The sequence below is a fragment of the Virgibacillus siamensis genome, assembly GCF_039522605.1.
Taxonomy (GTDB): domain Bacteria; phylum Bacillota; class Bacilli; order Bacillales; family Amphibacillaceae; genus Lentibacillus; species Lentibacillus siamensis.
The window spans coordinates 26,472-38,975 of sequence record NZ_BAAADS010000006.1; the positions used below are offsets into that span (position 1 = coordinate 26,472).

The following is a 12,504-nucleotide window of genomic DNA, read 5'->3' on the forward strand; positions in this document are numbered from 1 at the left end:
AATCTTGCACATTTAACAAAACTGCTGCACTATATAACAATAGGTGATGAAAGCAGGGTGAGGAGATTGGTTGCGGCGATTCGAGTGGCTTTTTTTGTTGTGGGACTTATATCGTTCAGTTTTGGCATATCTGTGGCAATCCATGTACAGCATTTGGGGATTCACCCGTGGGATGTACTGAATGTGGGGTTGCATGAAAAGTTCGGCTTTACCATTGGCACCTGGAATATTATTTGCGGATTGACGTTGATTATTATCTCCTGGATTCTGGATAAACGTTATATCAAACTTGGCACGTTTCTGAATGCATTTATGGTTGGAATGTTTGTCGATCTCTTTATGTGGCTGGATCTGCTTCCAAAAGCAAGTCATGTGTTGACAGATATTTTTTTCATGCTTTCAGGTATTATAATTATGGGGATTGGTGGCGGAATGTATAATGCAGCAAGGCTTGGTTCCGGTCCGCGTGATGGGTTTATGCTGTCGATGGCCGATAAATTTGATGCCCCGATAGGCAGGGTGCGGATCATAACGGAGAGCTCTGTATTGGTGCTGGGATTGGTTCTTGGTGGTCCGGTTTTTATATTCACGTTTATTTTCACCTTTATCCAAAGCCCGATTTTTCAATATACTTTTTTAAAAATAGATCATTATATCCAAAAACTGAATTCCAAAAATGTGAAAGGTAATCTGTATAAGTCAGGCGCAAAATAGTGAATGCCCGGGGACCCGAATTATGGTCCCGGGCATTCTTTGTTTAAAGCCGAATCGATTGTAATTCAGATGTGTGATCCGGCTGTGATGTATCCCGATCGACATCGTAGTTAACCATAACACTTTGCAGGGTTAACCAGACTGTGATTATTAAAATCAGTGTCACAGCAACAATCAATAAAACAAACTTTCTGCCTCCCAAATCCGTCATCCCCCTTATTTTCCTTATTTTAAGAGTAGCAAACGCGTTACTTCCTGTAAATAAAGGCATTGGAATGGACAAAGTTTGTTCATAATCATTGAACTAACCGGCTCATATCATAGTTAGACAGGTCGATTTCCAGGGTATTTCCAAGTGCTGTGTCAGCAAGCTGCTTGCCAACATACGGCCCCATGGTAAGCCCGGAAGACCCCAGTCCATTTGCATGAAGTAATCTATTGAAGCCGGGAAGTCTGCCAATGACTGGTACAGACTCCGGTGTCATCGGGCGGAATCCGACACGCGTTTCCAAAACAGTTGCATGTTTCAGCTCCGGTGCAATTTCAAAGGCGTTTTTCAAGGTGAATTCCAAACCACCAGCTGTAATTCGCCTGTCAAAGCCAACGTTATTCTCCTGCGTCGCTCCGACGACTATCCGGTCCGCAAATGTAAGCATATACTGATTAAATGGTGGTTTTACAACCGGCCAGTTTTCCGGCGTCGTTCCGGGCATTTGCAGGTGAACAATTTGAGCACGCTGTGGACGAATATCAAACTGTATGCCCAGGGGCTCCAGCAATTGTGGTGTCCAGGCACCGGTTGCTGCGATCACTTCATCTGCGTAAATGTATTCATGATTAACATGAATTCCTGTGATGTCAGCATTTTCATAGGTTAGGGAGGCATCGCCATGGATAATTGATGCACCGTGTTTTTCAGCACCACGCAACAAGGCATTCCGCAGTTTTCGGCCGTCTACCCGGGCAGCACCACTTACATACAGGGCACTATATTCATCAGACATAAGGGGGAACATTTTCTTTGTCTCCTTGTGATTCAGAATGGTAAGTTCACCGATTTCCGGGGCATCCTCACGCCTTTTTATAGCATGATTCCTCATGGCTGCCAGCTTTTCGTCATCTGTGTGAAGGTTTAGCGCTCCTACTTTGGCATAACCGGTGTTTGTTTCTCCATCTGCAGCCAGCTCCTTAATCAAATCATGGTAGATACGCGCACCGCCTTTTGCAAGCTTGTACCATGCTTTATTGCGTCTTTTCGAAAGCCACGGGGCAACAATGCCTGCAGCAGCATCTGTAGCCTGGCCTGGATCACGCCGATCCACAACGATCACTTCTGCGCCCGACTTTGCCAATTGATATGCAGTGGAAGCACCTAATATACCAGCGCCAATTACAATTATTTTTTTCATCAAAAAATCCTTTCTGTATCTGAAACGAACTATAAAAATATGATAACAATTTGTGAATTAAAAAAGGAATTAAATACTATTCATCGAAAACAATAGTAAGGCATTCATTCAAAAGCCGCAAAACATATGTTGTTTGCTATAATCACTAACAATATCATAATAAGGGGTTGTCTGTTTGACTAAACGCACTCATAAATTTGGAATGGGCTGGTTCGGCTGGGCAGTTATCAGTGTATTTTTACTTACCATCGCAGCTTCATCATTATTCTTCTTTAATGTATTTGGGTTCAGTTCATTGTTTGACGGCCAGGCATCAGGGGCGGATGAGCCGATTTCCAAGGAAACCCGGGAAAAGGTGGAGGAGATAAGTGAAACTGTCGGTAATTCACATCAACAGGTTGGGACGTTTGTGTCCAAAACGCATGATTTTTACAACGATACAACCGGATATGGTGACATTGCTTCACTGGACTGGGAGCAGCAACAGAAACGAGCAGAAAAAATACTTGCCTCACTGGACAAGTTTTTTCCCGGGGTGAAGCAGGGGGATTTAAAGTCGGATCTGAAACGAATACGTGATCTGGCAAAATCAGTAAAAACCGAACAAGATAAAGAAAAGGTTCGTTATTTGCACCGGATGTTTCATGATCTTGATATCGCTTTGAACAATTACAAGGCCTATGATAAAATCTGGGGTGTGACTGAAACATTGAAAACATCAAATTAGTACACAGCAACCATGTATTTATGATAATCTTATACATGGAAATGAACAGACAAAAGGGAGTAATGAAACATGGACAAGACGTTAATTTTCGGGCATAAAAGTCCCGACACAGATACGATTTGCTCTGCATTAGCATATGCAGATTTAAAAAAGAAAGCCGATGTAAATGCAGAACCTGCACGGCTTGGGGAAGTAAATAATGAAACTCAATTTGCACTGAATTATTTCGGTGTGGAAGCACCACAATTGATTGAAAAAGTTGGTTCTGATGTTACGGATGTTATTCTAGTTGATCACAATGAATTTCAGCAAAGTGTGGATAATATTAGTGAAGTGAAAATCTCGGAAGTAATTGACCATCATCGTGTTTCCAATTTCGAAACGAAAGAACCGTTGTATTTCCGTGCTGAACCATTCGGCTGTACAGCAACTATCCTGAACAAAATGTATAAGGAATATGGTGTTGCAGTAACGAAAGATATTGCAGGACTGCTTTTATCAGCTATTATCTCTGATTCTTTACTATTAAAATCACCAACATGCACGAAACATGACGTCGAAGCAGCTTACGAACTTGCTGACATTGCTGGTGTAAATATGGAAACATATGGATTGGAAATGCTTAAAGCCGGAGCGGATATCAGCGATAAATCTGCCAACGATATGATTACAATGGATGCCAAAGAATTTTCCATGGGTGATGCGAAAGTGGAAATCGCCCAGGTCAATGCGGTGGATATCAGTGAAATTTACAAGCTTCAGGCAGATTTGGAAACGGAAATCAACAAAACGATTGAGGAAAAAGGACTTGATCTCTTCCTGTTCGTCGCAACGGACATTCTGAACAATGATTCAGAAGTGTTCGCAGCAGGGGAGTCAAAAGGAATTGTTGAAAAAGCCTTCGATGAGAAACTGGATGACAACAACAGAGCATTGCTGAAAGGTGTTGTATCCCGTAAGAAACAAATCGTGACTGTTTTGACAGAAGCGTTCAGCAAATAAAAAGAATTGCATTAAAAAAACGCCCTCCGCCAGGTGGCAAGGGGGCGTTTTTTTAATGGACTTGAATGAGGAACCAGCCCCAAACGTGCGAACTCGGCGTCAAACGTGCGAAGTCCAGTCGCAAACGTGCGAACTCGATGCCAAACGTGCGAACACTCAAACCAGCATTCACAATAAATCAGCCGTCTTGACCGGTGTTACATATTAAAGGTTTCTTCTTCAACCGTAAATCGGTTAAGTGCGTCCTCATTGATATCATAGCCGATTCCAGCCGTCTTTGGAACTGTTATTCTTCCATTTTCCACGGTCACTTCAGGAGCAATGATGTCTTGCTCCCAGTAGCGTGATGAGCCGGCAGTATCACCTGGAAGTGCAAATTGTGAAAGGGTGGTGAGGGCAATATTATGTGCGCGCCCGACACCAGCTTCCAGCATGCCGCCGCACCAAACGAGGATTCCGTGATCTCTGCAAAAGTCGTGGATCCGTTTTGCCTCGGATAAACCGCCCACACGGCCAATTTTAATATTGATAATTCTGCACGATTCCAGCTGAACAGCCTTTTTGGTATCTTCCAGTGAATGAATACTTTCATCAAGACAGATAGGAGTTCGCATAACAGCCTGCAACTTAGAATGATCGACGATATCATCATGTGCCAGCGGCTGTTCAATCATCATCAGCTCAAGCTCATCAAGACGCTGTAATTGATTAATGTCCTTCAATGTATAGGCAGAATTGGCGTCTGCCATTACCGGAACATCCGGAAATTTCTTCTTGACTGCAGCAAGTACATCATAGTCCCAACCCGGCTTAATTTTGATTTTTATCCGTTTGAATCCTTCCTGAACGTATCGGTCAACCGTGCTCAGCAGGTCATCAACAGTCGGTTGAATGCCGATACTGATGCCCACATCGATTTCTTCTTTTTTTCCGCCAAGTGCTTCGGCAAGCGGCATGTTTTTCCGCTTCGCATATAGATCCCAAATAGCGCCTTCCAATGCGGACTTGGCCATGTTGTTCCGCTTTATTGGGCGGAAAACATCCAGTACATCATCAGGATGGTGAATGACGTTTCTATGCAGTAAGGGAATTAAAAAATCTTTCATAACATGATAGTTGGTCTGAACGGTCTCCTCACTGTACCAAGGACTGGAAAAGGCAACAGACTCGCCAAAACCGTGACTTTCAGCATCATCAAGTACTTCCGTTATAAAAAATTCCTTGTCCTGCATCGTACCAAAGCTTGTTGTAAATGGATGTTTCAACTGCATTTTCAGCCTTCGCAATTTAATTTGAGTGATTGGTATTGTCATGTTAGCAGCCTCCAGGCAAATTTATTTGGAAAAATAATAATAACTAATTTCTTTTGTTTGATCCCGTAAAAGATCTCTTGCTATGTATTTTTGACTGAAAAGCAGTTGGAATGCTTCCCGGGTCACTTGCCGCCACTGCCGGGCAAGTTCAATGTTTTCCTGTTTAATTGATTGAAAATTTGTTGGAATGGCGACAAACCATTCGTCATGATTTTCTTGAAAAATAGTTGGTCGTCCGATGGGTTCATTGTGTTCACTCACATCGGTAAGGAGTCTGTCCGGTGCAACTTTTACTTTCGGGATATATTTCCGTCCACCAATGGTCCATTCAATTTGGATCCGGTCGGTTGGAAGGTCTTTGTTCAAATTGTCATCCATAACACCATAATGATCAGTGTGGTATGCTGCGCCGATAGCACCCAGCTTATGCAGATTAAGAAACGCATTCAGGCTTTCGAGCGGATCGAATGTCCAGGTAATTATTGAATAGCCCATTTTACCAGCAAGTTGTGCCTGCATCCGTTTCATTCGCATACCCAGTCCACCGCTTCGATAAGCTGGTAAAATTCCTAGCATATGGGAGCAAAGATACGCATTTTGTCCATCAAATCCTGCAAAACTGTACAAAAAACCAATCATGCTATTATCATCAAAAGCTCCCAGAATGATTCCGCCATTGTTTAGCGCTGTGAATGTCTGGTGGACCGGATTGGGTGACATCTGCCAAACCGTTTCTTCGATTTTCTGCATTTCCAGCAGTTCATCCATTCCAGTTAGCGGGCGGATTGTGATGTCATTGGTCAATTCCAGCACCTCTTTCAACAGTTTTTAACAGAACATCCGTAAGAATTTTAACAGCTTTTGGAATAACATCCCGGTTAAACGTCATATGGGGATGGTGCAGGCCTGGTTTTAGATCACATCCGATGGCCAGCATGGTTGCTTTTATATGTGGTTTTTCAATTGTGTAAAAGTGAAAATCATCACCACCAGTCGTCGTGATTGCTGGCTTCATTCGTTCAGGTCCCGCCCGATCAATGATAGCCTGCTCCATCATTCCGGCCGCTTCATTGTTGACAACAGCTGCAGCGATATTAGCCCCGATTTTTAATTCGATCGATATGTCATGATAATCTGACAGCATGTTGACAATATGCTCCACCTTGATCATCAGTTTGTCCATGATGTCATTTGTCTGGGCACGTAAATCCAGCTTAAAGGTTCCATTTCCGGGAATAATGTTGCTGCTTTCACCTCCAGCATGAAAAGCGGTCATTTTGGCGGAATAGGACATGTTCGGATTAAGTTGAAGATTATTGAGGTACTGCACGATTTCCGAACCAACCAAAATGGCATTGGTATTGAGGTGCGGCCTGGCACCATGGGCATCTTCGCCATGGATGACCCCTTCAATAAAACACGCAGCACCATGGTGAATTGCCGGTGCAAACTGGTCATCAGCGAGCTCTTCAGCAGGTCGCAAATGCATGCCGTATAAAAAGTCGACATCATCGACAATACCTTGCTCTACGACTGCTAAGGCACCTGTACCTTTTTCCTCTGCGGGTTGAAAAATGAATCGGAATGTACCGGTGGGTGGCAGTACCTCAGGAAGTATCAACAGCGTGCCAAGTGCAATGGTCATGTGTGCATCATGTCCGCAAGAATGATTTGCCTGAAATTTACCGTCCACCTCCTGCCACAATGCATCCATATCTGCGCGCACTGCAACCACCGGCTGCCCGTGACCAATTTCAACGATAAGACCTGGTATCCCGTCAAGTTCCATGATGCGGCAGTCATAGTCGCTGAGCAGTTTTTTAATATATGCAGTTGTAGCATGTTCGTTCCAGCTTACCTCAGGGTGTTCGTGCAAATAGGTAAAGATGGAAGATAACTTTGGCTTTAATGTGTTGATGATGGCTTGCATCGTTGGACCTCCTTTGCATGATCATTCAAAAAATTCATTGGCAATTGTGGAATTAAAAGCTTCAATACTTTGCTGGAATGATTCAGGATTGCGTCTGGATATAGCGGACATAATACTGTTTATCAGTGAGAAGACAGCAGGTACTATATCCAGTGTTGAAAGTTCATCAGTATGTACTGCAAGCGTTATATCCGAATGTTCCGAGATTGGAGAAAATGCATTATCGGTAAAGCTGATAACGGTCGCTCCCTGGGTCCTGGCAGCTCTGACAAGTTTGGTCGTTTCACTGCTGTATCTGTGAAAGGAAAAAGCGACAAGAACACTGCCCTTATCCAGTTCGCTGATTCGTTTTAAACTGTCCATTCCCGGCAAAAACTGCTTTGCATTGCCTGCAACAATATCAAGTGTAAAGGTAAACCAGTATGCAAGGGAATACGACGCTTGAGCCCCAGTAATAACCGTATTGCTGGAATGGAGCAATTTCTCCACGACTTTCTCCAGTTCACTATCGGAAATCTGTTCCATAACCCTTTCGATGGCATGTATATCTTGAAACATATGATTTTTAATAGTCTGCCGGCTCTTAGTGGGCGAGAATTTTTGGTTCCGGTAGTTGTCAAGACTGCTTTTTTTTCGGAATATCCGATTTTGGTATTCTTGCTGCAAAGCACTGTACCCCTGATAACCAAGTGTATGGGCGAAGCGAATAATCGTTGTTTCACTAACCCCAATGCGTTTGCCGGCTTCTTTGGCTGAATCCATGGCAAAAACAGATGGGTCATTGTATACATAGGCAGCTATTTTCTTAAAGCTTTTTGAAAAGGTGGCCTGGCGCTGCTTAATTTTTGCATATAATTTTTCCATTGATAATCCCCAATTCATATAGGTTGAGAAGGAAATGCTTTATTGTATTTTTATAAAAAAGTATACACTTTATTTATATGAAAGATATCATGATTCATCAATTTTCGCAAGGTAATTTTAAGAATTATTTAAAAATTGGGCGGGCAAAATTAATCCCGGTCAACTTGCAGACCGGGAAAGAATTGTTTTTGGGCAGATAAGTCCTTATACGCATCGTGTGACTAAGATAAAGGTTTAGCGAGTGATAAGTTTTCTAGAAATAATCGTCTGGAAAATAAGAAACAATCCGCCGACCGCCCAGTACAGCGGCAGCGCAGCAGGGGCATTCAGTGAAACAATACCTATCATAATTGGTGAGATAAAACTGAATAATGCCATCTGCTTTTTCTGTTTTTCATCCATTCCGATTAGTGAAACCCGCGACTGAGCAAAATAGATTAATACCGCTAAACCAGTCAGAATGAGATCGGTATGCCCAAGATTGAACCACAGAAAACTATGTGTGGCGATCTCGGGTGTTCTCCGGATGGCGTAATAAAAGCCAATCAGTATTGGAAACTGAATGAGCATCGGCAGGCATCCCATTGAAGAAAGCGGGTTCAGTTGATGCTTTTGATAAAGTTTTTGCATTTCTTGCTGTTTTTCCATTTTGGAGTCCATATCCGTTTTGCCTTTGTATTTTTCGTTAATGGCATCCAATTCCGGTTTTAAAGCTTTCATTTTTTTCTGCATGTCTCTGCTTGTTCTCATTTGTTTCAGCATGAATGGCATAATGGCGAGCCGAATCAGCAGCGTAATGACGATAATGGACAGGCCGAAGTTATCACTCAACAGTGCTGCCACGTATTTTATAATAATGGAAAACGGCAGAATAAAATAGTGTTCAAAAAAGTTGGCTGATTCCGGGTCGATTGGTTCGTTTGTCGCGCACCCGGTCAGCAGCAATATCAGAATTAATCCGATAAAGCCATACTTATACTTGAACGTGAATACAGATTTTTTCCCCATATTTGTCCTCCTCGTAATAATTTCTTTTGTAACGAGAAGGAATGGTGATCCGAATCATCATCTGGTGTATCAATGCGTTTTGTCGTATGGGTTATCCAGTTGTGGATTTCTACAATTTGACCAATCGTCACATTTATCGGCAACAGCTTGATATAGATGGCGTGACATTCTTTCGCATAATCGTGATTACGAATTATGGGATGATGGATGTTCATGTTCATAATCCGGTAACTGCAGACCAGGGTGAAAATGATACTCAAATAGAAATAGATTGGTGAAATTTCTCCGACAACATCATATAATAGCTCAAAAAACAACTGTATTCACCCCCTTTTCTATGTTTGCTACCTGTAATACGTTATAATGATAGCATTGGTTTCACGTAATTTAAAGTGAGGATATTTTGGCTAAAGGAGAGGAGATCAGGTTATGGTGGAAAAAGTCGCACTTTCCTTCAGCGGGGGAAAGGACAGCTGTTTTGCTTTATATAAATTACAGGAAAAGCGTGTTGAAGTTGCCTGTCTGCTTACAACCATCTGGAAAAAAAGCGGCAGTACCGTCGCCCATGATGAGAAGCGGGAGCGAATCAAGAAACAGGCAAGGCGGGCAGAAATTCCGGTTTATTTTATCGAGACTGATTTTGATACATATACTGCGGATTTTGTGTCAGCTGTGAACAATTTGAAAATGCGCTATGGAATTGACGGTGTTGCGTTTGGTGACATTTATCTGGAAGGACACCGGGAGTGGGGGGAGCAGGTGGCCTCTGCAGCTGGAGTGGAGGCTGTTTATCCGCTTTGGACAAAAGAGGAAAACATGCTGCAGCTGCTGCGTGAGGTTATTGCAGCGGGGTTTAAGGCGAAAGTGATAAAGGTGGATTCGGATCGGCTTCCGGAAAGCTGGACGGGACGACCGGTCAACCAGGATTTTGCCGATGATATTGCCCGGTTTGATGTCTGTCCGATGGGTGAGTCCGGGGAATACCATACAACGGTACTGGACGGACCAATTTTTAACAGTGATTGAGAGTACTGCTGTTCGGTACTTTATTAAAAGCAGGGAATGATAACATATGAAAATTTTAACTATAACAGGATATAAACCAATGGAACTGAATATTTTTAAGCATGATGACGCTCGGATTGCTTTTGTCAAAGGGGCCATTGAGAAGCGTCTAATAGATTTTGCTGAAAAAGGCCTGGAGTGGGTGCTCATCTCCGGACAAATGGGTGTGGAATTATGGGCCGGTGAGGTCGTTCTGGACATGCAGGAGCGATATCCGATTAAACTTGCTGTCATCCCGCCATTTGAAAATCAGGAATCGAGGTGGCCCGAACAGGTTCAGTTGTTGTATCAGGAGCTGCTGGCCGGAGCGGATTTTTACAAGCCATTGTACAAAGGCGATTATCAGGGAGCCTATCAATTTCAGGCAAAAAACATGTGGCTGGTGGACAAGAGTGATGGCTGCCTGATGTTGTTTGATGAAGAATTTCCAGGCAGTAACCGATTTTTCCATGAAGCTGCCGAGAAAGCAGGTGACGATTATCCGATTTACTTGATTACACCGGCGGATCTGGATGAAATCGTCGAGGAGACACAAATGATGAATGAGGATTACTAGGAGTGAAACTTTTTGATTGAAGAACGTCTTCTGTTAGATTTCACGATAAAAGTGTTAGAAATACCGAGTCAACTGCTAGAAGTTCATAATAAATTGCTAGAAGTTCACAACTTAATCGCTGGGAGTTCACAATTGAGATCATTTCCAAAAAAATGCTTACATCAAAAAAAGCAACCTGGGCTAAAGCCAAGTTGCTCCATCTTTATCTAATAATGGTCTTTCGATTTATTCAGCACCGAACCAATTCATTGGCTCAGGTTTCAGATTGTGGAAAACGTGTTTGCTTTCCTGATATTCTTCAAGACCGGTTTTGCCAAGTTCACGGCCGATACCGGACTGCTTGAAACCGCCCCATGGTGCATGCGGGAAATACAGGTTTACATCGTTAATCCAGACAGTACCCATCCGCATTTTGGCTACACAGCGTTCAGCTTTGGCTGTATCCTGTGTCCAAATGCCTCCTGACAATCCATAAATGGAATCATTTGCCAGTTTCACAGCTTCTTCCTCTGAAGAGAATTTTTCAACCGTAATAACCGGGCCGAAGCCTTCATCTTGAACAACACTCATATCAGTTGTGCAGTTTGTTAAGACGGTTGGCAGGTAGAAAAATCCGTCTTTCAATTCAGGGGCATCCGGGCACTCGCCGCCAACAGCAACTTCAGCACCTTCCCGTTTACCGTTTTCCACATAGTCAACAACTTTATTCAGGTGTTCTTTGGAAATCAGCGGCCCCATTTGGGTTGTATCATCAAAACCATTGCCGAGTTTGATTTTTTTGACCCGTTCAACCAGGGATGCTACGAAATCATCATGGATCCTTTCGTCAACTATTAATCTGGTGCCTGCTGAGCAGATTTGCCCGGCATGGAAAAAGACCGCGTTCATGGCTTGGTCGACCGCGGTGTCAAAGTCGGCATCAGCAAAAATAATATTCGGGTTTTTTCCGCCAAGTTCAAGTGCCAGTTTTTTCACATTGCCACTTGCCGCCTGCATGATTTTTTTTCCGGTGTCAATTCCGCCGGTAAAAGAGATCAGGTCAACATCGGTATTGGCGGAGAGTTCAGCACCGACTGTGTTTCCTGGTCCAAGTACAAGGTTTGCCACACCTGCAGGTAAGCCCGCTTCTTCCATCAGTTCAAAAACTTTAATGGACGTCAGTGGTGTAATTTCGCTCGGTTTCATAACCAGTGTGTTTCCTGCCGCTAGTGCAGGTGCCAGTTTCCAGGATGCCTGCAGCAACGGATAGTTCCATGGGGTGATCTGTCCGCAAACACCAACAGGTTCATGTACCACCTTGCTTATGGAATTCGGGATAGGGGAGTCGATCACTTCTCCGCGGTTTTTATCGGCAATTTCCGCAAAGTAGCGAAATACACCGGCAATATCTTCCATATCACCACGGCTTTCTTCCATAGTTTTACCCGTGTCTAGTGACTCCAGTTCAGCAAGTTCTTCCTTGTCACGTTCAATTAATGCAGCAATTTTACCGACAATCCAGCCGCGTTCGGTAGCTGGTGTGGTTGGCCAGACACCGTGGTCAAACGCCTCTTTTGCCGCGGAAATTGCAGCTTTCGTATCTGTATCATCACTTTCTGTTACATGTGCGATTATTTCCTGGTTAAATGGATTGATAATATCACGCACGTTATTGGAATAGGAATTCACCCATTTCCCATTAATAAATTGCTGTTTAACAGTCAATGTGGACCCTCCTTTGATTGTTGTTAAATTTATTAAAAAAATATTTAACGTTTCGAATGAATATAATTTACCACGGATGAATTTTTTTGTCAAAAAGAGCATGTATAAACATTTTCTCGCAAATAGACAGAAAAATAAAGCGGGAGCTGTAGTTAACCATTTAATACGTTGATGTTAAATTTATAAGAAAGGTGAACTAATTGAAAGCAGAA

General features: G+C 43.0%; 14 protein-coding genes. 5 read left to right on the forward strand and 9 right to left on the reverse strand.

Annotated elements, in window-relative coordinates; translation table 11 throughout:
- Positions 1-66: 66 nt before the first annotated feature.
- Positions 67-714 carry a YczE/YyaS/YitT family protein gene (locus ABD010_RS04315; RefSeq protein WP_390351177.1) on the forward strand — a complete coding sequence of 216 codons (648 nt, stop codon included), beginning with the start codon at positions 67-69 and terminating at the stop codon, positions 712-714.
- 43 nt (positions 715-757) lie between these two features.
- On the opposite strand, the gene ABD010_RS04320 is transcribed toward ABD010_RS04315, so the two are convergent.
- A complete protein-coding gene (locus tag ABD010_RS04320; protein WP_343810574.1) occupies positions 758-916 on the reverse strand; it encodes a hypothetical protein in 159 nt (52 codons plus the stop codon).
- Between the two features lie 94 nt (positions 917-1,010).
- The gene (locus ABD010_RS04325) at positions 1,011-2,123 is read right to left on the reverse strand and encodes an NAD(P)/FAD-dependent oxidoreductase (protein WP_343810576.1); all 1,113 of its coding nucleotides are present in this window, start codon (positions 2,121-2,123) and stop codon (positions 1,011-1,013) included.
- 175 nt (positions 2,124-2,298) lie between these two features.
- On the opposite strand from ABD010_RS04325, the gene ABD010_RS04330 reads away from it, so the two are divergent.
- Both ABD010_RS04330 and ABD010_RS04335 read left to right on the forward strand, forming a co-directional pair.
- Positions 2,299-2,850, forward strand: a complete 552-nt coding sequence (locus ABD010_RS04330) for a hypothetical protein (protein ID WP_343810578.1) — start codon at positions 2,299-2,301, stop codon at positions 2,848-2,850.
- Positions 2,851-2,919: 69 nt separating this feature from the next.
- Positions 2,920-3,852, forward strand: coding sequence for a manganese-dependent inorganic pyrophosphatase (locus ABD010_RS04335; RefSeq protein WP_343810580.1), 933 nt, complete (start codon positions 2,920-2,922; stop codon positions 3,850-3,852).
- Positions 3,853-4,049: 197 nt separating this feature from the next.
- Here the strand turns inward: ABD010_RS04335 and menC are convergent, their stop codons facing one another.
- From menC to ABD010_RS04365, 6 genes are all read right to left on the reverse strand, one after another.
- A complete protein-coding gene (gene menC, locus ABD010_RS04340; RefSeq protein WP_343810581.1) occupies positions 4,050-5,165 on the reverse strand; it encodes an o-succinylbenzoate synthase in 1,116 nt (371 codons plus the stop codon).
- 21 nt (positions 5,166-5,186) lie between these two features.
- Entirely contained in the window at positions 5,187-5,969 is a 783-nt protein-coding gene (locus ABD010_RS04345) for a GNAT family N-acetyltransferase (protein ID WP_343810583.1), read from the reverse strand.
- The gene (locus tag ABD010_RS04350; RefSeq protein WP_343810585.1) at positions 5,959-7,095 is read right to left on the reverse strand and encodes an amidohydrolase; all 1,137 of its coding nucleotides are present in this window, start codon (positions 7,093-7,095) and stop codon (positions 5,959-5,961) included. Before ABD010_RS04350 ends, ABD010_RS04345 begins: the two co-directional genes overlap by 11 nt.
- A 21-nt stretch (positions 7,096-7,116) precedes the next feature.
- Entirely contained in the window at positions 7,117-7,959 is an 843-nt protein-coding gene (locus ABD010_RS04355; protein ID WP_343810587.1) for a MurR/RpiR family transcriptional regulator, read from the reverse strand.
- Positions 7,960-8,193: 234 nt separating this feature from the next.
- Positions 8,194-8,967, reverse strand: coding sequence for a membrane protein insertase YidC (gene yidC / locus ABD010_RS04360; protein ID WP_343810589.1), 774 nt, complete (start codon positions 8,965-8,967; stop codon positions 8,194-8,196).
- A complete protein-coding gene (locus tag ABD010_RS04365; protein WP_343810591.1) occupies positions 8,913-9,284 on the reverse strand; it encodes a hypothetical protein in 372 nt (123 codons plus the stop codon). Before ABD010_RS04365 ends, yidC begins: the two co-directional genes overlap by 55 nt.
- A 112-nt stretch (positions 9,285-9,396) precedes the next feature.
- Between ABD010_RS04365 and ABD010_RS04370 the strand changes: the two genes are divergently transcribed.
- Both ABD010_RS04370 and ABD010_RS04375 read left to right on the forward strand, forming a co-directional pair.
- Positions 9,397-9,993 (forward strand): Dph6-related ATP pyrophosphatase, encoded by a 597-nt coding sequence (locus ABD010_RS04370; protein ID WP_343810593.1) that lies wholly within the window; start codon positions 9,397-9,399, stop codon positions 9,991-9,993.
- 46 nt (positions 9,994-10,039) lie between these two features.
- Positions 10,040-10,588 (forward strand): SLOG family protein, encoded by a 549-nt coding sequence (locus ABD010_RS04375; protein ID WP_343810595.1) that lies wholly within the window; start codon positions 10,040-10,042, stop codon positions 10,586-10,588.
- Between the two features lie 225 nt (positions 10,589-10,813).
- On the opposite strand, the gene betB is transcribed toward ABD010_RS04375, so the two are convergent.
- Positions 10,814-12,394 carry a betaine-aldehyde dehydrogenase gene (gene betB, locus ABD010_RS04380; RefSeq protein ID WP_390351110.1) on the reverse strand — a complete coding sequence of 527 codons (1,581 nt, stop codon included), beginning with the start codon at positions 12,392-12,394 and terminating at the stop codon, positions 10,814-10,816.
- Positions 12,395-12,504 lie beyond the last annotated feature (110 nt).

Bases quoted from the DNA above. Each gene is read 5' to 3' on its own strand.
- ABD010_RS04375 (WP_343810595.1), top strand. From the start codon at position 10,040: ATGAAAATTTTAACTATAACAGGATATAAACCAATGGAACTGAATATT.
- betB (WP_390351110.1), bottom strand. From the start codon at position 12,394: ATGCTCTTTTTGACAAAAAAATTCATCCGTGGTAAATTATATTCATTC.
- ABD010_RS04355 (WP_343810587.1), bottom strand. From the start codon at position 7,959: ATGGAAAAATTATATGCAAAAATTAAGCAGCGCCAGGCCACCTTTTCA.
- yidC (WP_343810589.1), bottom strand. From the start codon at position 8,967: ATGGGGAAAAAATCTGTATTCACGTTCAAGTATAAGTATGGCTTTATC.
- ABD010_RS04325 (WP_343810576.1), bottom strand. From the start codon at position 2,123: ATGAAAAAAATAATTGTAATTGGCGCTGGTATATTAGGTGCTTCCACT.
- ABD010_RS04350 (WP_343810585.1), bottom strand. From the start codon at position 7,095: ATGCAAGCCATCATCAACACATTAAAGCCAAAGTTATCTTCCATCTTT.
- ABD010_RS04335 (WP_343810580.1), top strand. From the start codon at position 2,920: ATGGACAAGACGTTAATTTTCGGGCATAAAAGTCCCGACACAGATACG.
- menC (WP_343810581.1), bottom strand. From the start codon at position 5,165: ATGACAATACCAATCACTCAAATTAAATTGCGAAGGCTGAAAATGCAG.
- ABD010_RS04370 (WP_343810593.1), top strand. From the start codon at position 9,397: ATGGTGGAAAAAGTCGCACTTTCCTTCAGCGGGGGAAAGGACAGCTGT.